Source organism: Glycomyces albidus (assembly GCF_009451885.1).
Taxonomy (GTDB): domain Bacteria; phylum Actinomycetota; class Actinomycetes; order Mycobacteriales; family Micromonosporaceae; genus Glycomyces; species Glycomyces albidus.
In genome coordinates this window covers 98,606-124,885 of the sequence record NZ_WIAO01000011.1, presented here as the reverse complement: position 1 = coordinate 124,885, position 26,280 = coordinate 98,606, and the positions used below count along the sequence as shown (strand labels likewise).

26 protein-coding genes are annotated in these 26,280 nt (G+C 70.0%); 6 read left to right on the top strand and 20 right to left on the bottom strand.

Features of this window, described 5'->3' with window-relative positions; genetic code table 11:
- Positions 1-32 precede the first annotated feature (32 nt).
- On the top strand, positions 33-569 hold the full coding sequence (locus tag GFD30_RS11450; RefSeq protein WP_153025338.1) for a DoxX family membrane protein: 537 nt from the start codon (positions 33-35) through the stop codon (positions 567-569).
- A 106-nt stretch (positions 570-675) separates the two neighbouring features.
- Here the strand turns inward: GFD30_RS11450 and GFD30_RS11445 are convergent, their stop codons facing one another.
- From GFD30_RS11445 to sigK, 6 genes are all read right to left on the bottom strand, one after another.
- On the bottom strand, positions 676-834 hold the full coding sequence (locus tag GFD30_RS11445; RefSeq protein WP_153025337.1) for a hypothetical protein: 159 nt from the start codon (positions 832-834) through the stop codon (positions 676-678).
- 21 nt (positions 835-855) lie between these two features.
- Positions 856-1,296: a DUF4383 domain-containing protein gene (locus GFD30_RS11440; protein ID WP_153025336.1), complete on the bottom strand. Its 441-nt coding sequence runs from the start codon at positions 1,294-1,296 to the stop codon at positions 856-858.
- Between the two features lie 167 nt (positions 1,297-1,463).
- Entirely contained in the window at positions 1,464-2,102 is a 639-nt protein-coding gene (locus GFD30_RS11435; RefSeq protein ID WP_153025335.1) for a fasciclin domain-containing protein, read from the bottom strand.
- A 59-nt stretch (positions 2,103-2,161) separates the two neighbouring features.
- Complete coding sequence (locus GFD30_RS11430) at positions 2,162-3,655, bottom strand: molybdopterin-dependent oxidoreductase (RefSeq protein ID WP_153025334.1); 1,494 nt, start codon at positions 3,653-3,655, stop codon at positions 2,162-2,164.
- A 125-nt stretch (positions 3,656-3,780) separates the two neighbouring features.
- Positions 3,781-4,542, bottom strand: coding sequence for an anti-sigma factor (locus GFD30_RS11425; RefSeq protein ID WP_153025333.1), 762 nt, complete (start codon positions 4,540-4,542; stop codon positions 3,781-3,783).
- Positions 4,539-5,156: an ECF RNA polymerase sigma factor SigK gene (gene sigK, locus GFD30_RS11420; protein ID WP_407649022.1), complete on the bottom strand. Its 618-nt coding sequence runs from the start codon at positions 5,154-5,156 to the stop codon at positions 4,539-4,541. The genes GFD30_RS11425 and sigK overlap by 4 nt, the downstream gene beginning before the upstream one ends.
- A gap of 450 nt (positions 5,157-5,606) precedes the next feature.
- On the opposite strand from sigK, the gene GFD30_RS11415 reads away from it, so the two are divergent.
- Positions 5,607-6,533: a sensor histidine kinase gene (locus GFD30_RS11415; protein WP_153025331.1), complete on the top strand. Its 927-nt coding sequence runs from the start codon at positions 5,607-5,609 to the stop codon at positions 6,531-6,533.
- Positions 6,534-6,895: 362 nt separating this feature from the next.
- On the top strand, positions 6,896-7,441 hold the full coding sequence (locus GFD30_RS11410) for a sigma factor (protein ID WP_153025330.1): 546 nt from the start codon (positions 6,896-6,898) through the stop codon (positions 7,439-7,441).
- 578 nt (positions 7,442-8,019) lie between these two features.
- Here the strand turns inward: GFD30_RS11410 and GFD30_RS11405 are convergent.
- The 4 genes from GFD30_RS11405 to GFD30_RS11390 form a co-directional block, all read right to left on the bottom strand.
- Positions 8,020-9,618, bottom strand: a complete 1,599-nt coding sequence (locus GFD30_RS11405; RefSeq protein ID WP_153025329.1) for an MFS transporter — start codon at positions 9,616-9,618, stop codon at positions 8,020-8,022.
- Between the two features lie 663 nt (positions 9,619-10,281).
- Positions 10,282-10,650 (bottom strand): DUF1622 domain-containing protein, encoded by a 369-nt coding sequence (locus tag GFD30_RS11400; protein WP_153025328.1) that lies wholly within the window; start codon positions 10,648-10,650, stop codon positions 10,282-10,284.
- A 488-nt stretch (positions 10,651-11,138) separates the two neighbouring features.
- On the bottom strand, positions 11,139-11,657 hold the full coding sequence (locus GFD30_RS11395) for a DUF421 domain-containing protein (RefSeq protein ID WP_153025327.1): 519 nt from the start codon (positions 11,655-11,657) through the stop codon (positions 11,139-11,141).
- 381 nt (positions 11,658-12,038) lie between these two features.
- Positions 12,039-12,416 (bottom strand): DoxX family protein, encoded by a 378-nt coding sequence (locus GFD30_RS11390; RefSeq protein WP_153025326.1) that lies wholly within the window; start codon positions 12,414-12,416, stop codon positions 12,039-12,041.
- Between the two features lie 250 nt (positions 12,417-12,666).
- Between GFD30_RS11390 and GFD30_RS11385 the strand changes: the two genes are divergently transcribed.
- Positions 12,667-13,857, top strand: a complete 1,191-nt coding sequence (locus GFD30_RS11385) for an NAD(P)/FAD-dependent oxidoreductase (RefSeq protein ID WP_153025325.1) — start codon at positions 12,667-12,669, stop codon at positions 13,855-13,857.
- Between the two features lie 99 nt (positions 13,858-13,956).
- Positions 13,957-14,898: an RNA polymerase sigma-70 factor gene (locus GFD30_RS11380; RefSeq protein ID WP_153025324.1), complete on the top strand. Its 942-nt coding sequence runs from the start codon at positions 13,957-13,959 to the stop codon at positions 14,896-14,898.
- A gap of 651 nt (positions 14,899-15,549) precedes the next feature.
- Here GFD30_RS11380 and GFD30_RS11375 read toward each other — a convergent pair.
- The 9 genes from GFD30_RS11375 to GFD30_RS11335 all read right to left on the bottom strand — a co-directional run bounded on the left by GFD30_RS11375 (position 15,550) and on the right by GFD30_RS11335 (position 23,982).
- Positions 15,550-16,494, bottom strand: a complete 945-nt coding sequence (locus tag GFD30_RS11375; protein ID WP_153025323.1) for a sigma-70 family RNA polymerase sigma factor — start codon at positions 16,492-16,494, stop codon at positions 15,550-15,552.
- The gene (locus tag GFD30_RS11370; protein WP_153025322.1) at positions 16,484-17,674 is read right to left on the bottom strand and encodes an NAD(P)/FAD-dependent oxidoreductase; all 1,191 of its coding nucleotides are present in this window, start codon (positions 17,672-17,674) and stop codon (positions 16,484-16,486) included. Before GFD30_RS11370 ends, GFD30_RS11375 begins: the two co-directional genes overlap by 11 nt.
- Positions 17,675-18,000: 326 nt before the next feature.
- Positions 18,001-18,942 carry a sensor histidine kinase gene (locus tag GFD30_RS11365; RefSeq protein WP_153025321.1) on the bottom strand — a complete coding sequence of 314 codons (942 nt, stop codon included), beginning with the start codon at positions 18,940-18,942 and terminating at the stop codon, positions 18,001-18,003.
- Positions 18,943-18,999: 57 nt separating this feature from the next.
- On the bottom strand, positions 19,000-19,443 hold the full coding sequence (locus GFD30_RS11360; protein WP_153025320.1) for a YbaB/EbfC family nucleoid-associated protein: 444 nt from the start codon (positions 19,441-19,443) through the stop codon (positions 19,000-19,002).
- A gap of 137 nt (positions 19,444-19,580) precedes the next feature.
- Positions 19,581-20,864: a hypothetical protein gene (locus GFD30_RS11355; protein WP_153025319.1), complete on the bottom strand. Its 1,284-nt coding sequence runs from the start codon at positions 20,862-20,864 to the stop codon at positions 19,581-19,583.
- 20 nt (positions 20,865-20,884) lie between these two features.
- A complete protein-coding gene (locus GFD30_RS11350) occupies positions 20,885-21,889 on the bottom strand; it encodes a hypothetical protein (RefSeq protein ID WP_153025318.1) in 1,005 nt (334 codons plus the stop codon).
- A 35-nt stretch (positions 21,890-21,924) separates the two neighbouring features.
- Positions 21,925-22,218 carry a hypothetical protein gene (locus GFD30_RS11345; RefSeq protein WP_153025317.1) on the bottom strand — a complete coding sequence of 98 codons (294 nt, stop codon included), beginning with the start codon at positions 22,216-22,218 and terminating at the stop codon, positions 21,925-21,927.
- A gap of 8 nt (positions 22,219-22,226) precedes the next feature.
- On the bottom strand, positions 22,227-23,027 hold the full coding sequence (locus tag GFD30_RS11340; RefSeq protein ID WP_153025316.1) for a hypothetical protein: 801 nt from the start codon (positions 23,025-23,027) through the stop codon (positions 22,227-22,229).
- Positions 23,028-23,064: 37 nt separating this feature from the next.
- Positions 23,065-23,982, bottom strand: a complete 918-nt coding sequence (locus GFD30_RS11335; protein WP_153025315.1) for an alpha/beta fold hydrolase — start codon at positions 23,980-23,982, stop codon at positions 23,065-23,067.
- A gap of 282 nt (positions 23,983-24,264) precedes the next feature.
- Here GFD30_RS11335 and GFD30_RS11330 point away from each other — a divergent pair, with 282 nt between their 5' ends.
- Positions 24,265-25,287: a mechanosensitive ion channel family protein gene (locus GFD30_RS11330; RefSeq protein WP_153025314.1), complete on the top strand. Its 1,023-nt coding sequence runs from the start codon at positions 24,265-24,267 to the stop codon at positions 25,285-25,287.
- Positions 25,288-25,553: 266 nt separating this feature from the next.
- Here GFD30_RS11330 and GFD30_RS11325 read toward each other — a convergent pair whose 3' ends face one another.
- Entirely contained in the window at positions 25,554-26,258 is a 705-nt protein-coding gene (locus tag GFD30_RS11325) for a hypothetical protein (RefSeq protein WP_194201932.1), read from the bottom strand.
- Between the last annotated feature and the right edge of the window lie 22 nt (positions 26,259-26,280).

Genomic DNA, 26,280 nt, shown 5'->3' with positions numbered 1-26,280 from the left:
GGATACGGTGCCCCGACTCGAAAGGAACTCCGATGGCCACCGTCAACGCCACCGAGCGAACCACCGCCACTACCGCCACCGCTGCTCGTGCTGTCGACTATGTGTGGGCGGGCCTGCGCATCGCCCTGGGCTGGGTCTTCCTGTGGGCCTTCCTCGACAAGACTTTCGGTCTCGGCTTCGCCACCGAGAAGAAGGCCGCCTGGATCGAGGGCGGCAGCCCGACCGAAGGCTTCCTGACTTTCGGCACCAAAGGCCCGTTCGCGGACTTCTACCAGGGCATGGCGGGCAACGCCGCCGCCGACTGGCTGTTCATGGCCGGCCTGCTCGGGATTGGCCTCGCACTGATCCTCGGCATCGGCATGCGGATCGCCGCCGCCGCGGGCGCCCTCCTGCTGGTCCTCATGTGGACCGCCGCCCTGTGGCCCGAGAACAACCCGTTCATGGACGACCACCTGATCTACGCCGGCCTCCTCATCGGCCTCGCCATGACCCGCGCTGAGGACACCCTCGGCCTCGGCAAGACCTGGGGCGACCTTCCCATCGTCAAGCGAAACCCTTGGCTCAAGTAGACGCCGGGAGCAGTAGAGCGGGCCGCGACCTTGAGGTCGCGGCCCGCTGCCGTGCGCTGAATGCCCGCGAGCGTTCCATTGCGCCTGGTTGGCTTATCTAACGTTGTCAGGGCCCGGTCGACTCGGTGACCATGGCGCGGTATTCGGCGGCGCGGGCGGGGTCGCCGTGTTCGGCGTGGTATTCGGCGAGGTTGCGGCAGGCCCGCTGGGCAGCCGCTCGGTAGTCGAAGCGGAGGTCGTTGAAAGTGCCGGACCAGGTGGACATGGAACCCGCCGTTCCGACCGGTCAGTGTGCGGCGCTCCTCTTGCGTGCGAAAAGGGCCCCGAGTCCAATCATGCCGATGGCCAGGGCCAGGTGAAGCCAGTTGTCGGCGTCGTTGACCGGGACGAAGTTCGCGGCCGAGTCGAGGTCGATGATGAGACCGTACAGCCACAGCACGAAGTAGATCGCGCCGCCGATGATCAGGTAGGTGACGGCGCCGCTCACGGTGCGGACCATCAAGAACCCGACGATGCCGAACAGGAGGTGGACGAGGTTGTGGAGGACCGACACCTCGAAGACGCCCAGGAGCCGGGCATCGGAGTGGTGGCCGGCGAAGGTCATCGAATCGAAATCGGTGGTGATGCCCGGGACGAACCCGAGCAAGCCGACCAGGACGAACACCAGCGAGACGACCATCGTCACCATTTGGACCGGTGCGCGGCCGCGCGTCTGTTGGGCGGACATTTTGAACTCCTTTTTCGTTGGCGGGGACCGACATATACCCGCTGAGCAGGTTTTTACGCCTTTCGGCTGGGGGCGTCGCGGACGGATGTCCCGGCCTTCCCGCGTGGTTTCTCAGTGGCCGGGGCCGACGACGGATCGTGGTCGGCCCCGGCGGGAAGGCGCCTGTCCTATGCGGGCATGAGGACGGTGTCGACGATGTAGACGGTGGCGTTGGCGGTCTGGACGTTGCCGCAGACGACGGCGGCTTCGCCGTTGACGGTGAAGGTCTCGCCCGAACCTTCGACGTTGAGCGTGCCGCCTTGGAGGGTGGCGTGCTCGCCGGCGAGGTCTTCAGGGGCGAGCTGCTCCCCCACCACGTGGTAAGACAGGATGCTGGTCAGCTGCTCCTGGTCGGCCATGACCGCTTCCAGGTCGGCCTCGGGGATCGCGGCGAATGCGTCGTTGACCGGCGCGAACACCGTGATGTTCTCCGCTGAGTTGAGGGTGTCGACCAGGTCGGCCTCGCTCACGGCGGTGACGAGCGTGGACAGCACCGGGTTGTTGCTCGCGGCGGTGGCGACCGGGTCGTCGGCCATACCGGTGAAGGAGCCCTCGCCGTCGGCCGGGACGGCCGAGCACGCCGCGCCGAACTCGCCCGAGACCGGCATCTCCTCCCCGGTGGTCTCTTCGGGCATGGACTCCTCGGTCGAGGTGGTGTCCTCGCCGGCCTCGTCGCCGCCCTCGTCGGAACCGCACGCGGACAAGGTGATCGCGATACCGGCGGCCGCGGCCAGGGCTCCGGCGCGGGTCAGGAATCGAGTGTTCATGGTCTTGCCTCTCTTATCGGATGCCGGGGACGGTCGTCCCCGGCGGTCGTTCGGGTGGTCTACGCGGCGGTCACGACGACCGAGTGCCAGCCGGTCGCGCCGTCGGGGAAGGGCGTGGCCCGCTCCCGGGTCTGGGTGTCGCCTTCGGCGTCGGTGGCGCGGACCTCCAACTTGTGGCGCCCGGGCCTGGCGTCCCACGCCCACTGCCATTGGCGCCAGGTGTCGGGGCCGATCACGGGCGCGAGTTCGGCGTCGGCCCAAGGGCCTTCGTCGACGCGGACCTCGACGCGGTCGATGCCGCGGTGCTGCGCCCACGCGACCCCGGCGACGGTGGTGCGCCCCGGTGCGATGGTCGTGAGGGGCTTGGGCGTGTCGATGCGCGAGAACGTCTTGATCGGGGCCTGGGCGGCCCAGTCGCGGCGGACCCAGTAGGGGTCGAAGTCGGCGAACGAAGAGAGCTCGAGCTCGACCAGCCATTTCGTCGCGGACACGTACCCGTAGAGGCCGGGGACGATCATGCGGACGGGGAAGCCGTGTTCGAGGGGCAGCGGTTCGCCGTTCATGCCGATGGCGATGAGCGCGTCGCGCCCGCCGGTGCACGCACTGGTGGGGGTCCCGGCGGTCCAGCCGTCGTGCGAGCGGGAGACGACCTGGTCGGCGCCGGGCTCGGGGCCGGCGTCGGCGAGCAGGTCGGCGAGGCTGACGCCGAGCCAGCGCGCGTTTCCGGCGAGGGTGCCGCCGACCTCGTTGGAGACGCAGGCGAGGGTGATCTCGCGTTCGAGCAGTTCGCGGTCGAGCAGGTCGCCGTAGGTGAGTTCGAGCGGGCGTTCGACGCGGCCGCCGATCCGCAACCGGTAGTCCTCGGGCAGGACCCGGGGCAGGACCAGGGCGGTGTCGACGCGGTAGAAGTCGGGGTTCGGTGTCAGGTACGGAGTGAGGCCGTCGAGGTCGAGTCCGGTCCCGGCGGGGCCGATGTCGTCGGCCTCGGGCAGGGTCAGGCCCCGGCGGGCCTGTTCGATCTCGCCGGTGCCGCCGAAACGCCATCCGGCCGCACCGGCGAGACCGGCCCCGGCCAGCGCGAGAAGGACGCCGCGCCGGTCGACCGCGCGTCCGGGGGCCGCGCCGGTCGCGGGGCTGGGGCGGTAGAGCAGGAAAAGCAGCGCCGCACCGAACGCGGCGCCGGCCAGGGGCGGCAGTGCCCACGCCGCGGAGGCGGCGGGCCTGGAGATCGCAGCGGCCGCGCCGGCGACGCCGAGCAGCATCAGCGCCCCGTAGCCGACGGCGATCCGGCGGCGCGCGAGGAATCCCACGGCGGCGGCGGCGGCGACCAGGGCCAGCCCGATGCCGGCCAGGAGCACGAGCTTGTCGTGGAATCCGAAGGTGCGGATCGCCCACGCTTTGACCGGCTCGGGCGTCGCGTCGATCACCGCCGCGCCGACGGCCGCGACCGGTCCGCTGCCGGGGGCCACGGCGATCGCCGCGAGCTGCGCCGCCGCCAGGGCTCCCCCGGCGCATGCGATGCCGCCGAGGGCCGCGATCAGTTTGCCGTTCATGCCCGTGATTCGGGGCCGTGGCCGCGCTGGATGGGTGCGGAGGCGGAGATTCTCGGATTTTTTCCGTGATCGACCGCAAAGGCGACGGGCCCGGCCACCGGCCGGGCCCGTCATCTCGCTGCCGATCAGGCGTCGAGCGGTAGGCCCGCGATCAAGGGCAGGGTGGGCGTGTCGGAGCCTCCTGCCGGTTCCTCGGTGACGCCGATGAGGTCGGTGTCGCCGACGCCCTCGATGAGCATGGTGGCCGAGGAGTCGCCGGCGTCCATGACGCCGGCCGAGACCTGCCCGGCCTCGTCGACCATCCAGACCTGGTAGGAGCGGTCTGCCCCAGGCGAGGCGAGGTCGGCGATCACCACGACCGCTTGGTCCAGCGACGCCGAGGAGATCACGGTGACCTGCCCGCCGCCGTCAGGCTGCTCTTGGGCGACTTCGGCGTCGGCGGCTTCGAGGACCGCCGCGATCCGGTCCGCCTCGCTGGGGCCGGGCTGCTGGTGCATGATCGCCCAGGTCGCGACGACGCCGGCGAAGGCGGCGGCCACGGCGATCGCGGCCGCGCCGAGCGCGAGGCGCAGGCGCGGCAGATGGAAGGTGCGGCGGGTGCGGCGCGGGCGCGAGGGGGCCGCCTGCTGCGGCGCGGCCTCGGCCCCGGTCGTGGCCGGTGCCGCTTGCCGGGTGCGCCGCACCTCGGCGAGCACCCGCCCGCGCAGCCGCGCCGGCGGCTCCGCCACCGTCACGTCGGACAGCCGCGCGACCGCTTCGCGCAGCTCGGCCGCCTCCTGCGCGCACGAGGCGCACTCGCCCAGGTGGGCCTCGACCAGCCGGCGCTCCTGGTCGTTGACCGCGTCGAGGGCCCAGGCGCCGATCAGGGCGTGGATGTCGGCGCTCATCGGGCCACCTCCAGGCAGTCGCGCAGTTTGACCAGGCCGTCGCGGATGCGGGACTTGACCGTGGGGACGGCGGTCTCCAGCAGCGTCGCGACCTGCCGGTAGGTGTGGCCGCCGTAGTAGGCGAGCGTGATCGCCTGCCGCTGCAGCTCGGTCAGGGTCTTCAGGCACCGGCGGACCTGGCGGTGCTCCAGGCGCCCGGCGGCGGCCTCGGCGACCTGGTCGTACTCGGGCACGGCGGTCTCGGTGGCGGCGCGCCGCTCCCGCTCCCCGGCCGCCTGCGCCGACCGGACCCGGTCGACCGCCCGGCGGTGGGCGATCGTGGCAATCCACGCGGTGGCCGAGCCGCGCCGCTCATCGAAGCGGGTGGCCGTCCGCCACACCTCGACGAACACCTCTTGGGCGACCTCTTCGGCCTGCGCCGGATCGCGGACGACGCGCAGGCACAGCCCGTAGACGCGAGCGGACACGAGGTCGTACAGCGCCGCAAAGGCGTCGTCCTCTCCCAGCGCGGCACGGTGCAGCAGCGCGTCGGCAGTGTCGGACTCAGCGCCCGGCGCCACGGACAGCCGCGTCGGCTCCTGTCGGCGATGGGCTTCAGCGCCCTGGTCGAACATCATCGGACTCCTGGCGGTCAGTCGGCCTTCTCCACACCGATTCGGAGCCGCCGCGTTCTCGGATGGGTCTGCAATGGCAATCTTCGCAAGAATCGACGCTGCGGATGCGGAGTGCCGCTGGGAACTCGTCGGACGATGTTCGTGGAATGTGGCCCCCTCGACGACCCTTGTGGGCAGGGAATCGCGGCGATCGGGGTCGGCGCCACAGTTTCGAAGCAGCGGCGCACAGTCCCGAAACCAAGTCGGTACAGTGGGCGCGAAGCCGACTCTCGCCCACTTGCTGAGCGTTCGTCTCATCATGGTAACGAGCTCAGGAATGCGGTTCGCGGTCTCCTGTGTGGGAACGGCTGACCAGACGCGCTCCTGACAGACGCGCCGCACACGCGGGTCGCGGCGCGCCGGGCTCCGGCCGTGCCGGCCTTAGGTGCATCGACCGCGAAGAGAGACCCGATGACCACCAACCGCGCGGACCCCTTCGATCACATCGCTCTGCACTACGCCGGTGAACGCGAGTACCTCGCAGGCACGATCCCGTTCATCGAAACCGCGCTCGCCGCCGGGGAGCCGGTCGCCGTCGCCGTGCCCGAGCCGAACCTGCAGCTCCTGCGCGACGCCTTGGACGACACGGCCGAACGCGTCCTCATGGTCGACATGACCCGAGCCGGGGCCAACCCCGGACGCATCATCTCCGGCATCCTGCGCGACTTCGCCGACCGGCATCCGGGCCGTCGCGTCCATATCGTCGAGGAGCCGACCTGGCCGGATCGGAGTGCGACCGAGTACCCCGCCTGCGCCCAGCACGAAGCGCTCATCAACCGCGCCTTCGCCGGCCGAGACGCGGCCATTCTCTGCCCCTGCGACTGCGCCGGGCTCGACTCGCAGGCGCTCGCCGACTCCCGGGCCACGCATCCGACCCTGGTCGACCGCACCGGGCACCGCACCAGCGAGGAGTACGACCCCGACCGCATCTTCGCCGCCTACAACGTGCCGCTCGACCCCAGGCCACGAACCGCGATCGAGCGACAGCTCGATACCAGCACGATCGAGAACGCGCGCTGGTTCGCCGCCGCCTACGGCCGCCAGGCCGGCTTGACCGTGAACCAACTCGTCGACCTCCAGATCGCGGTCACGGAACTGGCCACCGAATGCGTGCTGTACGGCTGGGGCTTCGGCATGATGCGGATCTGGACCGAAGCCGAGCACCTGGTCTGCGAGGTGGAGAGCGCCGGACGCCTCGACACGCCGCTCGCCGGCCACCCTACGGTCGACGAGGCACGGGACCGGAGCCTGACGGCGGTCCACCACGTGGTCGATCTGGTCCGCGCCTATACCGGCCCTCTCAGCACCGTCGTGCGTGTCTACCTGCGCCTGCCCTGACCGGCATCACCGCCGGCCCTCGCCTGATCGCGTCACGACCCGCCGGGGTCCGTGCCGACCGACGTCAGATGCGAAGGCGCCGGTGCCCGAAGGGGCCTGTGCGAGGCGGTGCTCACGCTCGAGAACGTGGCGGACCCGTGGCCCCGCACGTATCGTTGTCCACATAGCAACCACTGCAAACGAAGCGCGTCAGAGGACATCCAGGCGCAAGGGAGCCGGTTCATTCGTTCCGGTTCACCGTCACGGCATCTCCCTCTCGAATCGTCTTCTCGAACCACCTGTCGCGCTCGCGCGGCGGCGGTGTCGGGAACAGGCGGGAACGGGGGTTCATTGCCGCTGGCGGTGCGGACGGGGAACCCTTTATGCCGAAGCACACCGATCAATACCGCGATCGTGCTCCCGATGATTTCGACCGACTTCGTCCGCTCTTCGGCGAGCTTGCCCGGCTCGACGAGGACGACCCCGAGTGGTGGCGCTGCCGTGAACGCCTGATCACCGGCTATGCGCCGGTAGTCGAGCACGCCGTGCGCAAGTATGCGGGCAGGGGCGCCGACCCCGGCGACCTGCTGGAAGTCGGCGTCATCGCCCTCGCCTACGCGATCGACCGTTTCGACCCGGGTTCCGGCGGCGATTTCCTGGACCTCGCCGTCCCGACCGTCGTGGGCGAGCTCAGCCGGTACTTCCACATCGCCACGAAGCGCGAGCCGACCCGACCGGCGACTGGCGAGCACGACCAGGTCCAGCCGCGCCTAGTGACCCCAGCCGATGTCGCCTCACGCCTCGGCGTCAGCCGCATCCACGTATCCGAAGTGCTCGCCGCATTGAGCAGAGCGCAAGGGCCCTATGAACCACGGTCCGACCGATCCGACGAGTCGTCTGACTCCGCGCTCTGGCCTCCGTTGCCCTGAACCCGATCGCTTCGATCGACGGTCGGCATCCAGGCAGCGCTCTTCAGAGGAACCGTCGGCCACTCGTAATGAGGCCCAAGACCGCATTACCTGCACGCGTGACTGTCATCTCAAGGACGCCGGCGAGCATCGACACCGGCGCCAGGCGCCGCGTCTCCGCCCGCCCGGACGGCCTCGCAGCCCTTCCGTTCGTGGAACACCAGCTCACGGTCTCGGTTGAGGAGTTCGACGCAGGCCGCGGGACGTCGAGGGCCGCCGTTCGATCCGAATCCGTCGGCCGGCCGCAGATTCGCGTATCGCGGCGGACGGACGGCCCTGGCCTGCACCTCAGTCGGTGGATTGGAAGTCGTGGGCGCCGATTCTCGACCACGCCGCTCGCGCGGGGATGCAGATGGTCGTCACCGCGCGCCTGGTCGCGCATCCGGGCCCGGTTGGAACGAGCCGAGGCCGTTGCCGGGCGGAGGCGACCTCGCGCCGGCGTGGCGCGAGGACCGGATCGAGGCGCTGCTGTCAGACCACGAACGCTCCGGGGAGCCGCTGTTCATCGCAGGGGCGGTGTGGAACCAAAGCCGGTTCTATCACCGCTTCGACCACGTCGTGCTCCTCAGCGCCCCAACGGCTATCGTCCTCCAGCGCCTTGCCTCCCGCACCGGCGACCGCTCGGTGCAGAGCCCGGCGGAGCGCCTCCAGGTCATCGCCGACCTCACCGAGTTCGAGCCCGTCCTCCGCGAGACCGCCACCCTCGAGATCGATACCACCGTTCCGGTCGAAACCGTCGTCGAGGACCTGCTCGCCCTCGTGCCGACGCACCGGCGCAGGCGAGGCGACCCTCGGTGATCCTCGAATGTAGCCTTCGAGCTTGTCTCGTCGCAGTTGGCGAGTTGCTGGCAGCAGGTGCTGGCTGCTCTGCGCCGCCTTCTCGAGCGTTGGTCGCTTGATCCGGGCCGGACACCGCGGTCTTGGGTGGCAGGGCACTGTAACGCCGTCGTGCGGGTGTTCACCGGCCGGTGGGCCGCCGTTCCGCCGATGAACGCCGCAGCGGCGGTGGCTGCGACGGCGCCGCACAGAGCGAGGGTAATGCTGTACCCGAACCTTCCGATCGACAATCCGGTCAGCACCCCAGCCACCAGCGAGCCGGCGGTCGAGGCGTTGGAGAACAGTGTCGTGGCCCTGCCGGTGGCAGGGGCCAGCAGGTCTTGGAAGAACCGGATGCCGGCCGCGCCGACCACGGCGATCGCGAAGCCGCGGGCAACTTGGGCGATGATCAGCAACGGCATGCCCTGGGCCAGGATCACAAGCCCGAAATAGGCGACGAACGCGGCCATACCGCTGAGAATGAGCGCCCGCTGACCGATGCGGGCCGGCACTGCGGCGAGACCGAGAGCGGCGGCGACCTCGACGACGGCGCAGACGCTGAACAGCACGCCCACCGATGAGGGCGACTGTTCCAGAGACCGGGTGGCGTACAGCGGCAGCGCCACCGATCCGGCGAACATGGCGGTGAAGAAGAGCGTGACGCTCGTGGTGAACCAGGCGACCGCGCCGCTGCGAGGTTGGCTGGACGATCCGTCCGGTTCCGGTTCGGCGGTCGGACCGCCGCGCGGTGGCGGCACGGTGAGTGAGACCAGTGCGACGAGTACGAGTACCCCGGCTGCGGTCAGCAGCAGTCCTGAGTAGCTGCTCCGGGAGAGTACCGCCGCGCCGAGCAGCGGCCCGATCGCCCAGGCGGTGGACCAGCACGAGCGCAGAAGCGGCGCGGACCGCTGGCTGACCGGTCCGGCGCCGAGGACGAGCCGAGCCATCGCGAACAGCTGCGGAAACGCTGCCGCCATGCTGCCCAGCAGCGTGAGTCCGAACAAGAGGAGCACCTCGAAGGAAGCGGCCCGGCTGGCCAGCACGAGGCCGACGGCGCTGGCCGCGGCCACCGCTACCGTGTACCAGCGGGCGGGGCTGCGATCGAACCACCGGCCGAGCAGCCAGCTGACCGCGATTCCGCCAACGGCGGTGGCCGAGGAGATGATGCCGACACGCAGCGGGTCCAGACGCAACTGGTCGGATGCGAACAGGACCAGGTAGGAGCCGACCATCGAGTCCGCGATGCCGAGCAGCAGGACAGCACCGGCCAAGGAGCCCATCGCCGTGCGAGACGAGACGTGATCGCTCTTGCCTGAGGTCATAAGCACTCCTGGCTGGAGCAACGGTCCCGGCGACCGCTGCGCACGGGGAAGGTACCCCTATAGGCTTGTCCTGCAACGTGACCGATCGCTGATCTCGACGGTGCACTGGACTCCTCGGGCGGTACCGCTTCGCTGCTCGGCCGGGAGCTCGTAGGTCAGCACCTGCTCGGTTTGCCGGTCGGCTTCGATCAGCAGTTCACCGTTGTGCGCGCGACGGGCCCCAGGCACAACCCTGTCGAAGTCACCGCCCGCGACTTCCCGCCGGTGTCCCGAAGGGCGATCCGCCAACGGGATCTACGAAACCTCTACGACGGTTCGGCACCCTCTACCTGACCGGGGACGCCGGCGGCGCCGACGGGTACCGCTCGAACCTGTGAAAGAACGAACTCGCTTCCTTGGCTGAAGGTTTGGGCATGGACAGCGTCATCCTCCACTTATCCGCCGGGCATTTCCAAGTGGAACAAGACCCCAGCACCACCTGTTCCCGCAAGGAGACAGCGGATCATGGCGGGCCTTCGAGGCATTGTCACAGCGCAGGCGCTCGTCCCGGGCGGGGTGTAGGCGCAGGCGATGCCGTTCACGATGTCGGCGAAGGCGAACGACCCGGTGGCACCGCCGTGTCCGAACGCCCGCCCCGCGCCGGTGCTTCCGTCGGGGTCTTCATCAGCCCGGTCGGTCCGGTGATTCGGCATTCGCGGGGGCGCCGCCCTCGGTGTGCTCGAGCTCCTTCTCGAGGGCGAAACTCAGGAAGGTGCGGACCAGGACGATCGCAGCCAGCACGCCCACACTCTCGAACGTCGGCGAGATCGCAACGGTGCGGATGATGTCGCCGGCGACGAGGAACTCCAGGCCCAGGAGGATCGACCGGCCGAGCCCCCGGCGGTAATGGCGGTAGGCCGCGGCGAAGTCCCCCAAGCTCCTGATGCGGACCGCGAACAGGACCGTCGCCACCAGCGCGCCCACGATGATCGCGGCCACCCCGGCGAGGTCGACCGCCGTGCCCACCGCATGTACGGCCTTCTCGAAATCCATTCGCCCCTTCCCGTCGCACTCGCCGCCACGCCTCGGCCGTACCCGGCCCCCGGTGTCCCCCGGCGACACCGGCATTCAGAACGGAACCGGTCTAGCGCCGTTCGTGCCCCGGATCGAGGGCGTCAAACCATGCGGCTCGCTTGGCGGTGGACCGAGCTTCGGCTGGCGGGGATTTGGTTCCCTGCTTCCGATCCATCGATGGTGACGCCGGCGAAGGCCCGACGGAGGCGGTTCGGTATTCCGTTCAAGTGCTGTGGCGTGAGATCCTCGGGATGAAGTGGCGCTTCGAGGACATCGGGCGCAACAGCCGGGCCGAGACGCCCGAGGAGGCGCGGGAGCGACCCGTCCCCCGACTTCTCCGAGGCCGCCGAACACCCGTGCCAGGCGGCGGACTGACTTCACTTCGGAGCCGTGCGCGCGCCCGGCCAATCCGGTCCAGGTGCGGTGGCCGGCGCTCGGGCGCAAGGCGATCTCGTCCGGAAGCGGCGTCATTCGCCGCTGGCGCCGGGCACGTCTTCGAGCGCGCCGAGGTCTCCGGCGGACGCTGCCGGGATGACGCTGAACGTGCCGTCGGTCTCCAGCACGACTGCCGCCACCTGGTCCAATCCGCCCAGACCTTGCGAGCGCACGGCCTGCAGCACTTCGGCCCGGCTGACGCGTTGCTCCCGCAGCACCCGGTCGCGCAACCGACCGTGCCGCACCAGCAGCGTCGGCCTCGATTTGACCGCCATTCGGAACCGCTGCGAACGCACCGAAGTCCACGCGACCGCCAGCTGGGCACCTACCAGCACCACCAGGGCGAGTACGCCTTCGGACAGCGCCACCTCGGACGAGAGCAGCACGGTGGCCAACGTCGAGCCCAGCGCCACCGTCACCACCAGGTCGAACGCGTTCATCTTCGCCAGTGTCCGCTTTCCCGACAGCCGCAGCACGGCCACCAACGACGCATAGGCGCACGCGCCGATAACCGCCACACGCAGCAGCCCGTCCCAGGAATCGAAGAACATGCACGCGAGTACCCCAGGCGGGTTCCGCGACACGCACCCAGCGGCTGGCTAACGCTGAAGAGCCGCCTACCTGGCGAAGGCGTCCGGGAGGAGCCGTCCTCACAGACCCGGTATCACGCTGGTCGCGACGCTGAGGTGCGCCCGGTGGGGCCGGCGGGGCGGTCGCCGGGTTCGCAGGCGGCTCGCCCGTGTGAGAACGCGCGCCGCCCTTTCGGTGCGCCCCGTCCTGCCGTCGGGCGTTCGCACGGCGTCGGCAGGCCGGCCGCCGGCACCTGGTCCGGACACGCACCTGCCGCCCTCCTCGGTGCCGTCGTCGAGGAGGGGCGCCTCGAACACTCGACGCGCCCCGATTCCCGCATCGCAACGTCGACTGCTTGCAGGTCAGCCGGTGAACGACTCGGGGCCGAATCGGCCCCAGGCCACGAAGGCGGCCACGGCGAGGAGGGCGAGGCACAGCATTGCGTACTTGTAGTGCCCGTAGCGGGCGTGGGTGATCATCCCGCCGATCATGAGGAGCATCCAGCACACGGCGGTGACCGGCACCAATACCGGTGCGATGTCGAGCGCCGCGGGCAGGGTCAGGCCCGCGGCGGCCAGGATCTCCAGAACTCCCAAAGTTCTGACGAAGCCAGTGCTCGAGTTCCCGGTCCAGTCGGTGGATCCGTCCAGTTTGGACTTCGGCAGGAGCACTTTGGTGGCGCCACTGAACAGGGCGAGTGCGGCGAGCAGTTCGGCGACGATCCAGAGGGCGAGGTTCATGGGCTTCTCCTTGAGGAGTGTGGAGGCGACTGTTCGTGCATGGGACACCGTCGATCGCAGTTTCCTGACAGCGGTGAGCGATGACGCGGATCACTCGGAGCCTCAACGGGCCGACGGCCTCGCCCCCGGGCCCATCGGCCGGCCGAATGCAGGGAGCAGACCGGCCGTGCCGTGATCTGGTTCATGCGATGTCAGGATTCTCGCCGGAGCGGTGTCTTGTTCTCGACCCTCTCGGATCGAAGGAGACACCATGGGCAAGAACATCGAGATCGTCGTGGTCGGCGGCGGATACGCCGGAGTGATGGCGGCCAACCGGATGCGGCAGCGCGGGGACGTGAAGGTGACCGTGGTCAATCCGCGGCAGGTCTTCGTACCTCGGCTGCGGCTGCACCAGCTGGTGGCCGGGACCCACGATGCGGTCGTCGACTACCAGGAGGTCCTTGCCGACGACGTGGACCTGTTGGTCGACAATGCAACGCGCATCGACGCGGCCCGGCGCACCGTGACCCTCGCCGAGGGCGGCAGTATCGGCTACGACTACCTGATCTACGCGGTCGGCAGCCACAGCGGCGGCCTCCAGGTGCCGGGCGCGTCCGAGTTCGCCTACCCGGTCGCGACGTTGGAAGCGGCGCAAGGGCTTCGATCGGTGCTCCAGGACAGGCCCATGGCGGCCGCGGTGACGGTCGTCGGGGGCGGGCCGGTCGGCATCGAGACCGCTGCGGAACTGGCTGAGCAGGGCCGCAGTGTCAGGCTGGTCTGCGGCGGCGTCGTCGGCCCGTCGCTGCACCCCAGCGCGCGGCGTACCGCCCGCAAATACCTCACTGGACTGGGCGTCGAGGTGATCGAAGGCCCGGGGACGTCGGTGACTGCGGTGAGGTCCGGGGAGGTGGAACTGGTCGACGGTCGCGCCTTGCCCAGTGAGGTCACCGTGTGGGCTGCGGGTTTCGGTGTGCCCGAGCTGGCCCGCCGCAGCGGATTGCGCACCGACACCGCGGGACGGCTGCTCACCGACGAGACGCTGACCAGCGTCGACAGTCCTCGCATCGTCGCGGCGGGCGACGCTTCGGCGCCGTCGGACCTGCCGTTCCGGATGAGCGCCTACATCGCCGGATGCCTGGGCGCCCACGCCGCCGACACGGTGCTGGCCCGGATCGCCGATGAGCGCCCGGCACCCATCGACCTGTCGTTCCAGGCCATGTGTTTCAGCTTTGGCCGCGGTGCCGGGATCTTCCAACTGCTCGACAAGGACGACACCGCGAAACGGTGGTACTTCACCGGGTTCATGGGCCGCAAACTCAAGGAGTTCTCGTGCGCCGCCAGCGTCAAGCACCTGGTGACCGAGGCGCGCCAGCCCGGCTCGCACCACTGGCCGAAGGACGGCGTGCACCGGCCCGCCCAGCTCGGGGCCAGAAGCGAGAACGAGTCGGCACCGGGCGCGTAGCCGCAGCCGGACCGACTGGAATCACCAGAGGCGGGTTCCGGCGGTGTCCGAATCGGGCGCGCGGCGCCTCTGCAAGCATGACGACAGGAGAGGGATTCCATGAACTCGACGGGTGCATCCGGTGAGCGGCGCCAGGACGCGGACCTCGGCGGCCACGCCACGCTCGCCGCAACGGAAACGTTTGTCGCGCACCGCAATCTGCTGTTCACCATCGCCTACGAGATGCTCGGATCCGCGGCGGACGCCGACGACGTCCTGCAGGAGACCTGGCTGCGCTGGGCCGGCGTCGACGCGTCGCTCGTCGACAACCCCCGCGCCTACCTGGTTCGGATCACCACACGGCAGGCGCTCAACCAGCTGCGATCGACCAAGCGTCGGCGGGAGGCGTACGTGGGTTCCTGGCTGCCCGAGCCGCTGCACACCACCGCGGATGTCGCCGCCGATGTGGAACTCGCCGAAAGCGTCTCGATGGGCCTGATGGTCGTGCTCGAAACCTTGACTCCGACCGAGCGAGCGGTGTTCGTCCTCCGCGAAGCGTTCGGGCTGGGCTATGACGAGATCGCGGCCGCACTGGAGAAGACCCACACCGCCGTGTACCAGATCGCTCACCGCGCCCGCCGCCACGTCGAAGCCCGCCGGCCGCGCCGCTCGGTCAGCGCGCGCGAGGCGCAAGCGGTCGTCGAAGCGTTCCGGCGCGCGCTCGAGACCCGGGACCTGCAGGGACTGCTCGACGTATTCGCCTCCGACGTGGTGGCGATCAGCGACGGCGGCGGCGTCAAGCAGGCGGCTCCCTGGCCCGTGGTCGGCGCGGACAAGGTCGCGCGGTTCGTGGTCGGAGGCCTCACCAGGCACGACGTCGCACTCACCCTCGAACCGACCGCGATCAACGGCAGCCCCGCCCTCGCGCTGCATGTCGAAGGACAGCTCGAGGGCGTCATCGCGGTGCGGGTCGAGGACGCGCGCATCACCGGTCTCTACTTCGTCCGCAACCCACATAAACTGACCCATATCAACACCGAAGTCGCACTCAGCCTGCACTGACATCGACCGCCACCCGCCCGATCGAAGAAGCGCAGGAGGATCGGCCGCCCTGAGCCGGCTCCGGCACCGCCTGCCGTCCTTCTCGGAACCGAAACCGCTGCACTTCTTCGGCGGGGGACGCTCGTCCGCGCCTTGCCGAGGCCGTCCGGCTGATCCCGGCCCGGGACCGGCCTCGGCTCTGGCGCAGCGGGGCGCACGCGACCGCGACGCGCGCGCCATCTGCGATGTCCGCTCGCCCCTGGCGTTCTCCAATGTGTTCAAACTCCTCCGAGCGGGCCCCGACACCATCCACCTGCCCCACGCCCACTGGTTTGGACGGCAGCCGCCGCGGCCACGCTCGCAGCTCCGCGACTCACCTCAATGGGCGATGAGTAAGCGCAACCCGCACCTGTGCTGATGCGGCTGTCGCTCGCGGCGGCGCCGCCTCTGACGATCGCCGCCGCATGGCGTTGGACAACACCGCGACCGGGTCGGCCTGCAGTTGGAATTTGGCCTCACCGGCATGCGTGTGCGAGGAAGAAATTGGCAACCCGCCAATGAGTTAGCATGCTGCAGCATCTTCCCGGAACACAAGGAGCGCCGCCCGACCGGTCGGTGTCGCGCGAGGGGCCGTCGCGGTCGGGCGGCCTGGACCTCGGGCCGCTCGACCCGTCACCATGCCGCGATCGGCTCACTGGGTTTCTTCCCGCGCCAGGCCTCGGCGACGCGGGCGAGCCGGGGCGCGCTGGCGATCCCGTACACCGCGGCGACCTTGCCGTCGCGGCAGTCGAGAACGCCCAGGCCTGCCACGCGGCCGTCGAGCACGGCGATGATCGCGGGGGCGCCGTTGACGGTGCCGGCGTGGAACCGGATCGCACCGCCCGCCAGTCGCCGCTTCGCCGGCGTGGGCTCGAACGAGGACCGCAGGGCGGCGGCGATCCGCTCGGGCACCGAGAATCGCAGCAGGCGCTCGGTCAGGCCGAACCCGTCGAAGACCGCGGTCGCGTCGTCGGTCAGCATCGCCACCAGCCGAGCGGTGCGTCCCGAGGACGCGGCCTCGACGAACGCCTCGACGACGCGCCGGACCTCGGCGCGGTCGACGGAGGTGACGTTCGCTCCGGCGCCGAGGCGGCGCCGGGCGCGGAGCGCGTGTTGCTGGCTGGCGGACTCGGAGATGTCCAGGATCGCGGCGATCTCGGCGTGGCTGTGGGAGAAAGCCTCACGCAGCACGTAGACGGCTCGTTCGACCGGCCTGAGCCGTTCCATCAAGGTGAGCACCGCGAACGACACCGTCTCGCGCTGCTGGGCGGTCTCGGCCGGGTCGAGCATCGGGTCGCCTTCGAGGAGCGGTTCGGGCATCCATACGCCGACGGCGCGCTCGCGCCGCGCCTTCGCGGACCGGAGCCGGTCGACGGCCAGGTTTGTGACCGTTTTCGTCAGCCACGCTTCAGGCGCGGGGAGCCGCTCCGGGTCCGCGGCCTGCCACCGCAGGTACGCGTCCTGCACCACGTCCTCGGCTTCGGCGGCGGAGCCGAGCAGTCGGTACGCCAGCGAGGCCAGCCGCTGCCGGCTGACCTCGAAGCGCTCCCCGGTGGTGTCGGCGGAGTTATGCGGCAAGGGTCCGCACCGTCCTGTCCTCGGCTGTTGCGCTGCGGTGCCTGCGGGTCGGCAGGCCGGACGTCGGGTGGGCGACGCTCCAGGCGGCGGTCTTGAGGATCGCCGTCTTGACCCGCGCGGCGGAGCCGCCCAGCATCGCGCCCGGCTTGGCCTGCGCGTCGCCGTCGACGAGCTGGAAGATCGCGTCCTTGCGGCCGAGGCTGATGTGGTTGCCGATGTACGGGAACTTCGTCAGCGACACCTCGTGGCCGGTGAGGCCGCCGACGATCCCGGCGATCGCCTGCTTGCTGGTCGGGCCGGCCGAGGCGCACGACATCGGGAGCGGCTTCCCGTTCTCGGCGATGACGAACGCGCTGTCGCCGGCGGCGAAGACCTCCGGGTGCGAGACCGACCGCATCCGGCGGTCGACGGTGATCTGGCCGTTCTCCTCGACGGCGAGCCCGCTGTCGGCCGCGATGGGATGAGCGGCGAACCCGGCGGCCCACACGGTCACGTCCGTCTCGAAGACCGTGCCGTCGGCCGCGATCGCCGCCGACGCCTCGACCCGACCGATCGGGGCGCGCTCGTGCACCTCGATGCCGAACCGCTCGAAGGACCGCAGGAGGTGCCGACGGGCCTTGTCGCCAAGCCAGCCTCCCAGTTCGCCGCTGGTGGCGAGTGCGATGCGCAGGCCGGGCCGGGACTCGGCGAGCTCGGTGGCGGTCTCGATCCCGGTCAGGTTGCCGCCCACGACGAGCACCCTCCCGCCGTCGCCGAGCTCGTCCAGGCGCTCGCGCAGGCGAAGCGCGGCGGGCCGGGCGGCGACGTGGTGGGCGTACTCGCGCACGCCGGGGACGCCGTGGTCGTCGACTGTGCTGCCGAGCGCGTACAGCAGCGTGTCGTACTCGAGCGTGTCGGTGCCGAGGCTGTCTTCGACGTGCACGGTCCGGCGGTCGGGGTCGAGCCTCGTCACCCGCGCCACCTTGAGTCGGATCCCGGTGCCCGCGAACACCTTCGACAGCGGTCGGCGCGGAAGCTCCTGCCCCGCGGCCGCCTGGTGGTTGCGAAGCCGCTCGACGAAGTCGGGTTCGGCGTTGACCACGGTGATCTCGACGTCGTCCGGATGCAGTTGGCGGGCGAGCCGGCCGGCGGAGAACGCCCCGGCGTACCCCGCGCCGAGGACGATGATGCGGTGTTTCATGTCTGGCTCCTGTCTGAGTCTTGCACCCTCTTAACGAGACAGCGCCCCGATCCATGACAGCGCAGCCCACCGGCCCGCAGGCCCGAGCGGTGCGAACCGTTGCAGCCCGGTCCGGCTGCGCTGAGAGAGCATTCGGCTTCGACCAGAGCAATATGTCGGATGCAGCGAAAGGTCGCTAGAGGGCCGACTGCTCGGTGAGGTGCTTGCTCATCAGGTCGACCATCGACCAGTGAATCTGTCTCGTGCCTCGGGAAGGGCTTCTGACGGTTCGGTCACTCAGCCGCCGCCGACGCGACGGTCCCGGCCAGACCGGTCGAGGCCGGCTCTCAGGCCAGTCGCAGGTGAATCCGTGTGGTCGTGCGATCCGGGACGGTGTGGGTATGAGCGAGGTCGACTACCTGGTTGACCACCAGGAGGGCGCGGGAAAGTGGGTCGGCTTCCTGAAAGGGTCGGCGGCCCTCGAGAGGATCGGACGGATGTCTGCGATTGCTGACTTCGCAGACCATGTGGTCGGCATCGGTCCACATCCGCAGCAGGCCGGTGCCGTCCCCGGTCAGAGCGGTCATGGTGGCGAGTTCGGTGACCGCTATCTCGAGGTCGATGAGCTGGGTGGCGTCGAGACCGGCGTTGCGGCCGTATGCGGTGGCGAACCAGCGCGCATGGTCGACGGTGGCGGCGTCGACGGCGCGCTCGATCGCCGTCGGCGGTCGGGGCGGCAGCGGCTGGTTCGCGATGGCGCCGAGGAGGTCGGGACGGTACCGGTCGTTGACCTGGAGACGGCCGTGCGCGAGCTGGAACGGATGCGCGGACCGGAACGCGTCGCCGATGGCGGCGTCGAGCCGGTTCACGTCGCACAGGCACAGCACGGTCGCCGTGTGCCCGACGAAGGCGAGGTTGACCAAGGCCTCGTGCGTGATGCAGGCCCGGCGCTCGGCGGGGCTGCGATCGCCCCATGTGGATTCGGTCAGGAGGCGAGTACGCCGGCCCGGGTGCCGGTCGCAGAACTCGCGCATGACCGGGATGATGCAGGCGGGGTTGCGCCCGGCGTCGGCCAGGTCGACCATCGACACCCGCGGGGTGGCATTCCCCAGGGTGCTGCGGAGCAGGTCGAGGCGCGGCGTCGGCGCGGCGGCGAGCACCGGTTCGGCATTGTCCAAAGCTGCCTCGACGAACAGCTGCGCGCTGGCGGTGAAATCGCGGTCGCCTCGGTAGTACCGCGCAATGTGCTCGAACGCTCTCCGGCTTGGGTGCGCCGACATGCCTGTCATCGAACGGGCTCCTCTCCAGGTCGGCTGGCTCGGACTGAACGCCTGTCAGGATCAGGGTCAGGATTCCGGAGGAGTCTCGCCGTCGCTTCCGGCTCGTCGCGCTTGGGCTTGACGGAGGAGGTCCTCGGCTTGGGCCATGGTGCGGGCTTGGTGGTCCAGGAACCGGCCGAGGACCTCCGGGGAGCGTTCGCGGGCGGTCTGCTTGGCGCGCTCGTAGGTAGTCATGATCGCTTCGGCGAGATCGACCGGCGCGAGGTCCTCGGCGGCGGAGAGGAACTCGATGCCGACCAGGTCGCCGCCAACGGTGACGGTGAGGGCCACTTCGCTGCCCTCGGATTCGACGCGGATGCTGGTCGCCTCGATGAGGCGCCGCACCGGGCGCGCGTGCTCGTCAAGCTGCGCCATCTGATTCCGGAAGCCGCTCATGAAGGCGGCGAAGTCGAAGTCGGGGACCTGGTGGTCACCGGGTTGCGTCGGCTCATTGTCGGGGGTCTCGTTCACAGTGGCTCCTTGGGAATCCTCGTTCGGGTACGCGCGGCCGGTGAGGACGGGTGCATCTCGTCGTTGAGACTGCATTCGCGCGGTGGAAGGTTGTCGCCCGTGGCGGTGCGCATCAGCGGTCGCGCGGGCATGGAGTGTCAGCGCCATCTGGCGCGGACTGCGGCCAGTTGGGGGCGGTTGTGTGCGGCAAGCGCGGCGATGTCGGCGGTGAACCGCAGGTCGAGCGTTTCTCCGGCGGTGGTTCGGAATCGCCGGCGCAGCTCGGCCTCGCTGAGATCGAGCATCGTCCGGGCGTCGATCTGGCTCGGTGGAGCGGCGACGCGCACGACGAGTTCGTGCTCGCCGGGCGCGAGTTGCATCCACATGCGCGTCCAGCTCGCGGGCACCGGTTCGCCGTCGAGCAGTACTTCGGGGGGCGGGATCCAGGGCCGGCATGCCGGTGGCTCGGGTTCGCCGATCCGGATCGCCCGCCACCGTTGCATCAGGTTCGGTTTCCGGCCGCCGGCGAGGGCGGCGAGCGCGGGTTCGGGATGCGCATCGAGTTCGAACCGCAGGTGGAGGCCGAGTCCTGCCCATCCGGATGCGGGCGCGAGTCGCTCGGGAACGTCGGCGTCCAGGACCCGGACGGTAGCCGCGGTGCGGTCGCTGGGTGGTGGAACGGTGACGACCTTCCGGGCGCGTGCTTGCTGGACCAGGGAGACGGCGATGACGCCGATGCCGATGCCGAGCCCGATGGCGACCGCGCCCCAGACCGCCGCTGGAATGAGCAGGTCCGCGATGGGGTCCGCGCTGGTGAGGGCGACGGCGGTGAGCGCGGCGACGAGGACGAGCCCGCCGACCGTGATGAGGTGGTACCAGCCGATCCCACCGGGCCCGGGGCGACGGGGCCCGAGCGCGGTCAGGTCCCGGATCTGGGCTCCGGCCTCGGCATACCAGTGGGCGGTCGCTCCGAGAATGCTCGCGTAGTCGAGTTCGCGCCGCTCGCCCCTGCGGAGGTCGACCGTCTGGTAGCAGCGGGAATGGCTGCTGGTCACCGCGATCAGGTGCCGCCCCGGCGGCAGTGTCAGCTCGGTCGTGCCCCATCCCCAGGAGGCGGGCGAGCCGTCGACGCTCACGACCGGGACCAGCGGCCGCGACACCCGCAGCGAGGGGTGCACGTCGCGCGAGTCCTGATTGCGCCAGGCGGTGCGCACCACGACCGTCGCGTGCGCCGCATCGGCGTCCCCTGCCGTCCGGGACAGGCGGCGCCCGGCCCGGACGGGCACGGCCGCATCGGGATGCGGCTGCGCGGCCCAGGCCCGGAACGGCGGGAACGTCTTGAAGCCGGCGAAGCGCCGCAGCCCCGGCAGCACCGGCCAGGAGGCCAGCACTGCGATCACCGCGAGCCCGAGCCAGAGACCGAGGAGGTCGTCACCGCCCATGGGTTACCGGACCCCGCCCACTAGCTGCCGCTCCAGTTCGGAGCGGCGTCGTCGGCCCAGGTGGGCTTCTCCCAAGTGCCGGTCGGCTCCTCCTGCCCTTCAGGTGTGTCGACGAAGGGGATGAAGTCGAGGTTGCCCGGGTCAATGCCGTAGGTACCGCGAGGGTCTTCCTTGCCGTCGATGTCGCCGTTTCCGGCCAGGTCGTTGGCGTTGAGCCCGAAGTTGTAGGCGCCTTGGCCGCCGACGAACAGGTGCCCGAGCCCGCCGGCCACGTGCTTGCCGCCCGAAGGCGCGAGCGCGTTGCGCAGACCCAGTTGGGCGAAGCCGTTCGCCATGTTGAAGGCGGTGGGTCCGACCAGGTCGAGAGGGTTGACGACGTTGCCCTGGGTGGCCAGGACCGCCCACGAGGCGGTCATGCCGCCGCCGATGAACGCCGCTAGGCCGTTGCCCAACGCATCGAGCGCGGTGTCGATGGTCTGCAGGATGCCCAGCCCGGTGGCGGCTATGGCCATCGCCGCCGTTCGCACGGCCACTGCGGCGGCTGCGGTGAGCGGGAACGCCTGGAGCGGCCAGTACACCAAGGCCATCGCCATCAGACAGGTCGCTAGCGCCGCGTAGGCGGTCACCATGACCGCCAGCAGCGCGGCGATGGTGAACAGGCCCAGGCCGACCTGGATGGCGAAGGATGCGATCGTGAACAGCTGCATGGAGACCTTGCCGGACTGGTCGACGAACGCGTCGCAGTCGTCACCTTCCCACGCCTCGGCATCCATCGCAGCGACCTCGCCTTCGAGGTCCTTGCCGGCGGTGATGTACTTCTCGGCCAGCTGGAACCAGAACGCGCCGACCATCATGATCTGGCCGGGGTTGCACTGGTTCATGTAGATGATGCGGGCGATCTGGGTGCAGGAGGGCCCGAACGTGAAGGCGGGCAGGACGATCTCGACGGCCGCGGCGGGGGCGACCATCGCGAACGCGTCCATCATGCCCTGGAAGCTCTTGGGGTCGGGGGCGCCGATCGACATGGCGGGGTTCCTTTGCGAGTTCTTGGGAGGGCGGTCTATTTGAAGATGTCGGCGGCGGCCTGGTCAGCGTCTTCCCAGGAGGTGGCGCACCCGTCGAGGTTGGTGTTCATGGTCTGAAAGCACTCGGCGGCACCTGCGACCATCTCGTTCATGTAGGACACGGCGGTGGTGTAGACGGCGGCGAGCGCCGGGGTCACCGAGGTGTACAGCGCCTGGTCGATGCCGCGCAGGTTCGGGAGGATCTCATTGGCCTCCTCGAGGGTCGGGGTGACCTTCGTCTGGATGTTCTGGCCGAGGGTGCGGATCTGGGTCGGGTCTGCCTTGGTCACAGGGGTCCTCACTGCTTGAATCGGCGGATGTGCTGTTCGTAGTCTTGCTGTAGGAACGCGGCCTGGCCGGAGACCTTGCGGGCGTAGTCCCCCATCTGGCCCGGGAGGTCGTCGATCTGGTCCATCGTCAAGGGAAGGCCGACCGCGTCGATATGCGCGCGCTGCTTCTCGTCGCGGTTCTCGACGGCGCGCTTGGCGGTCGCGGTGATCTGCTCGGCGAGGAGCTCCGGGCCGATCTCTCTGGCGTGCAGGCCCAAAAGGAGTCGTGCGATCGGGTAGGCGGCGGTGGATTCGACCGTGACCTGTCCGTCCTGGCTGGTGGCGACGCCGACCAGGGTGTCGGCGTCGGTTTCGAGTGGCGTGGGCCGGCCGCTGGGAGTCGACTGGAAGCGTTCGAGCAGTTCGATCGCCGCATCCAGGTTCGCGGTCGGATACGCGTCGGGGTTGAGCGCGAGTCGGGACATCGTTCGCGGATCGTCGCCAGCAGCGGTGTCCTCGGCGCCGAAATCCGCCTTCTTTCGGTCGATGACCGCCTGGAGCCCCTCGGCTCGGATGCCGTCGCGGAGGTTCTTCAACTCCGCGAGCGCGTCGGCGGCCGACGCGAGTCCGGCCTCGCGGTCCTCGGCGGCCGTCCGCCTCGCGTCCGCGGCTTCCCGGGCGGTGTAGACCACGAGGTCGGCGAGTTCGCGTACCGGCAGGCGAACCGCCGCCGCGCGCAACTTGACCACGGGTGCGGTGTCGGCGGCTTCGATGATCACGTTGCCGCAGCCGCTCATGTACGCGGATGCGGCAGGTGGGCTGTCAGTCAATGCTCTAGGGCCTTTCCAGGTGGGCAGGGTTTGACGGTCAACGGGTGGTGAGGTCGAGGGCTGCTTGGACCAGGTCGGCGACGTCCTCCGGGCGCTCCTCCACCGCAAGGTGGCCGACGCCGGGGAGGACGTGCAGTCGGCGGCCGAACACCGACTCGACTACCGGCGCGAGCCGGTCGGGGGGCAGGAAGCGGTCGTGCTCGCCGGTGGCGGCCACCAGCGGGGTGCCGCGCCACCGCTCGAGCAACTGGGTGCCCAGCGGCTGCGGGGCCAGAGTCGTCCGGCAGTACCGAGCAACCAGGTCCATCCACGCCACCGCCGATTCCGAAGGTGCGCTGCCAGGCGCGACGAACAGCTCCAGCAGCCGCCGGGCCCGCTCCGGCGAAGGCCGCAGCAGCCATGCGGCTGAACGCCGGATCAGGAGCGCGTCGGTATGCAGCGGGACGATCCCGCCGGGCGAGTACAGGACGCGCGCGGCGATCCGCTGGGACTCGCAGGCGAGCGCGATCGCCGCGCCCAGCGAGTTCCCGACCACCACCGCGTCCCGGGCGTCGACCGCATCGAGGACGCCGGCGAGCATCGATCCATACCAGGACCGCAGCGGCGTGGCAGGGCGTTCACCGCTGGCGAGCCCGGGCTGACCGGGCATGTCCACAACCATCGTCGCCCACCCGGCCCCAAGGGCCTCGGCGACGCCCAGGCAGCTGGCGGCATTGAAGTTGGTGCCCGGTACGAACACCACCCGCGTGGGGCCTTCGCCGAGGAAGACCGCATGCGCGAGCGCGCCGTTCACAGGGATCAGGCTGCGCCGGTGCGGTACCGGCCATGCGTCGAGCTGCGCGCGGCACCAGTGACCGATGATCCGCTGGCCGGCTTCGGATTTGTACAGACTCCGCATACCAAGGGTCACCGATCGGTCGAAGGAACGAATCCTGCCGACCAGACTTCCCGGCACACCAACGCATACCGTACCCCTCCGGCACCAACGTCTGTTGCATAGTCCGCCATCTCCACTTCACCCGGCATTCTCGCGGCGGATTCGGTGATGGCGTAGCGGTACGGCGTGAGCCGGGCCGCCTCACGCCCGTTCAACATTGCTGGCGTGTGTGCACTGCTCGAGTACCCGGTAGCCCGTACGCAGTGACCGCATCCCTCGACAGGTGGTGCACCAGGCGGACGACCCCGGTGCGCGCGTCGAGGTCCGAGTCCTCGTCGCGTTCGACGCTACGCTGTGGACATGCCCGCCCCCGCCCCCTGGCTTGTCATCACGCTCGTCGCCATCGGATGCGCGCTGGCGGTGAGCGCAGCCCGACTCGTGGTCACCCGGCTGCTGCTGCGCCACCGCTCCGAGAACGCCTCCCGGCTCATCGGCAAGGCCCTGCGCCCGGCCCAGTTGATGGCCGTCACCGGCGGCCTCCAGATCCTGCTCTCCGCGAAACAAGGGCAGCTGGGCTGGGGCGGGGAGTGGAACGCGGTCCTAGGCCAATCCCTTCTGTTCGGCACCGCCGCCTCGGGCGCGTGGCTGCTCTCCAACCTGCTCAGCGTCGCCAAGGAGCCCATCCACCGCCGCTGGGACGGGCTCGAGCAGGACGACGTGGAGGGGCGGCGCCGCCGCACCCAGATGGTGATCCTCTACCGGCTCGCCTCGGTCATCGTCTGGACTGTCGCGATCGGACTGGTGTTGTTCAACATCCCGCCGCTGCGCGAGGTCGGCGTCTCGATGCTCGGCGCGGCCGGCGTCGCGGGGATCATCGCGGGCCTGGCCGCCCAGACCATGCTGCAGAACCTGTTCGCCGGCATCATGCTCGCCTTCGGCGACGCGCTGCGCCTCGACGACGTGGTCGTCGTCGACGGCGAACTGGGCACGATCGAGGAGATCACGCTGACCTACCTGGTGGTGCGCATCTGGGACGACCGCCGAATGGTGCTCCCCACCTCGTACTTCACCCAGAACCCGTACGTCAACTGGACCAGGGACACGCCCGAGGTGCTCGGCTCGGTGGTCTTCGACGCGAAACTGACCCTGCCGGTGCCCGAGGTGCGCGAGGAGCTGGAGCGGTTCCTGGCCGGCAATCCGTTCTGGGACGGGCGCAAAGCGAGCGTCGCGGTGCTCGACGCCACGGGCGGAGTCATGCGGGTGCGGCTCCTGATCTCCGCCGCCAACCCGCGCGACCAATGGGACCTGCGGTGCGAACTGCGCGAGCACATGGCGGCCTGGCTGGCAAAGCAGCACCCTGACTGCATACCGGATCCGAGCTGAACCGGCCCGCTCGCCGGCAAGGCTTCGACGCTGTCACCGTTCACGCCCGGCCGCGGCCGCCACTCGACTTCGGTTCACCATGGCGCATCGCCGCCGGTCCGTCGAACGGCCCGGGAGCGGGAGCGGACACGTCCACAGCGAGCCCCGAACGCAAGGTCGCCTCGGACCCCAGCAGGCGTATAGGGGCCGCCCGCCGCTGCGGGTTGGCAGCGGCGGGCAGTTCTACGAGCTGCCCGGGGGCTCGCCGAGCGGCGAGCCCTCCGGTGTCAGGTGTTATTGGTGACCAGTTCCGACGTCTGGTACAGCGGGATTTCGGTGATTGTGGATCCGTCTTCGGCGGTCAGGGAGGTCCCCGCATCGGCGATGGCGGTGTCCGGGCCGGAGGCGGGTGCCTCGCCGACGACCACGGTCACCGGCTCGCCATCGGCGTCGAGCACCTCGTTGCCGGAGGCGTCGAGGACACCGACGGTGTCGCCGGCCTCGGGAATGTGGGTGGGGGCCTCCGTCGCGCTGAGGGAGTAGTCCGGCAGCCAGTGGTTTCCGGACCACATCGTGCCGCCGTACCAGGCGTTGTTCCAGACGTAGCCGTGGCCCATGGTGCCGTACCAGCCGGTACCGCACCACGGCAGTCCGAGCATTCGCGACTCGATGATGAGCTGCCACGTGGTGTGGTCGTTGTAGACCCAGGCGGTCTCGGCGCACACATACCAGGCGCTGCCGTTCCAAGCCAGCACCTGGATCTTCGCGGCGATGTTGTTGGCGGGCTTGTGGTTCGCGTGAGCGCACGGGAAGGCGCCGCCGGGTGCCAGAATGGTCGTCGAGGAGACGTCGACGCGCGAGTACCCGCCGCCGTCGCCGTGCGAGATCTCGGAGCGCTCGTGGACGCAGAGGTCGTTGGTGCGGTAGACGTGGCCTTCCTGGTACACGTAGTGCGCGGCCGCCGGGGACGCGCCGAGCAGTATGAAGGCCATGGCGCCCGCAGCCGCTGTAATC

What these genes read in the sequence shown, in the direction of transcription:
- GFD30_RS11450 (WP_153025338.1), top strand. Translation starts at nt 33, where the DNA reads ATGGCCACCGTCAACGCCACCGAGCGAACCACCGCCACTACCGCCACC.
- GFD30_RS11445 (WP_153025337.1), bottom strand. Translation starts at nt 834, where the DNA reads ATGTCCACCTGGTCCGGCACTTTCAACGACCTCCGCTTCGACTACCGA.
- GFD30_RS11440 (WP_153025336.1), bottom strand. Translation starts at nt 1,296, where the DNA reads ATGTCCGCCCAACAGACGCGCGGCCGCGCACCGGTCCAAATGGTGACG.
- GFD30_RS11435 (WP_153025335.1), bottom strand. Translation starts at nt 2,102, where the DNA reads ATGAACACTCGATTCCTGACCCGCGCCGGAGCCCTGGCCGCGGCCGCC.
- GFD30_RS11430 (WP_153025334.1), bottom strand. Translation starts at nt 3,655, where the DNA reads ATGAACGGCAAACTGATCGCGGCCCTCGGCGGCATCGCATGCGCCGGG.
- GFD30_RS11425 (WP_153025333.1), bottom strand. Translation starts at nt 4,542, where the DNA reads ATGAGCGCCGACATCCACGCCCTGATCGGCGCCTGGGCCCTCGACGCG.
- sigK (WP_407649022.1), bottom strand. Translation starts at nt 5,156, where the DNA reads ATGTTCGACCAGGGCGCTGAAGCCCATCGCCGACAGGAGCCGACGCGG.
- GFD30_RS11415 (WP_153025331.1), top strand. Translation starts at nt 5,607, where the DNA reads ATGACCACCAACCGCGCGGACCCCTTCGATCACATCGCTCTGCACTAC.
- GFD30_RS11410 (WP_153025330.1), top strand. Translation starts at nt 6,896, where the DNA reads ATGCCGAAGCACACCGATCAATACCGCGATCGTGCTCCCGATGATTTC.
- GFD30_RS11405 (WP_153025329.1), bottom strand. Translation starts at nt 9,618, where the DNA reads ATGACCTCAGGCAAGAGCGATCACGTCTCGTCTCGCACGGCGATGGGC.
- GFD30_RS11400 (WP_153025328.1), bottom strand. Translation starts at nt 10,650, where the DNA reads ATGGATTTCGAGAAGGCCGTACATGCGGTGGGCACGGCGGTCGACCTC.
- GFD30_RS11395 (WP_153025327.1), bottom strand. Translation starts at nt 11,657, where the DNA reads ATGTTCTTCGATTCCTGGGACGGGCTGCTGCGTGTGGCGGTTATCGGC.
- GFD30_RS11390 (WP_153025326.1), bottom strand. Translation starts at nt 12,416, where the DNA reads ATGAACCTCGCCCTCTGGATCGTCGCCGAACTGCTCGCCGCACTCGCC.
- GFD30_RS11385 (WP_153025325.1), top strand. Translation starts at nt 12,667, where the DNA reads ATGGGCAAGAACATCGAGATCGTCGTGGTCGGCGGCGGATACGCCGGA.
- GFD30_RS11380 (WP_153025324.1), top strand. Translation starts at nt 13,957, where the DNA reads ATGAACTCGACGGGTGCATCCGGTGAGCGGCGCCAGGACGCGGACCTC.
- GFD30_RS11370 (WP_153025322.1), bottom strand. Translation starts at nt 17,674, where the DNA reads ATGAAACACCGCATCATCGTCCTCGGCGCGGGGTACGCCGGGGCGTTC.
- GFD30_RS11365 (WP_153025321.1), bottom strand. Translation starts at nt 18,942, where the DNA reads ATGACAGGCATGTCGGCGCACCCAAGCCGGAGAGCGTTCGAGCACATT.
- GFD30_RS11355 (WP_153025319.1), bottom strand. Translation starts at nt 20,864, where the DNA reads ATGGGCGGTGACGACCTCCTCGGTCTCTGGCTCGGGCTCGCGGTGATC.
- GFD30_RS11350 (WP_153025318.1), bottom strand. Translation starts at nt 21,889, where the DNA reads ATGTCGATCGGCGCCCCCGACCCCAAGAGCTTCCAGGGCATGATGGAC.
- GFD30_RS11330 (WP_153025314.1), top strand. Translation starts at nt 24,265, where the DNA reads ATGCCCGCCCCCGCCCCCTGGCTTGTCATCACGCTCGTCGCCATCGGA.
- GFD30_RS11325 (WP_194201932.1), bottom strand. Translation starts at nt 26,258, where the DNA reads ATGGCCTTCATACTGCTCGGCGCGTCCCCGGCGGCCGCGCACTACGTG.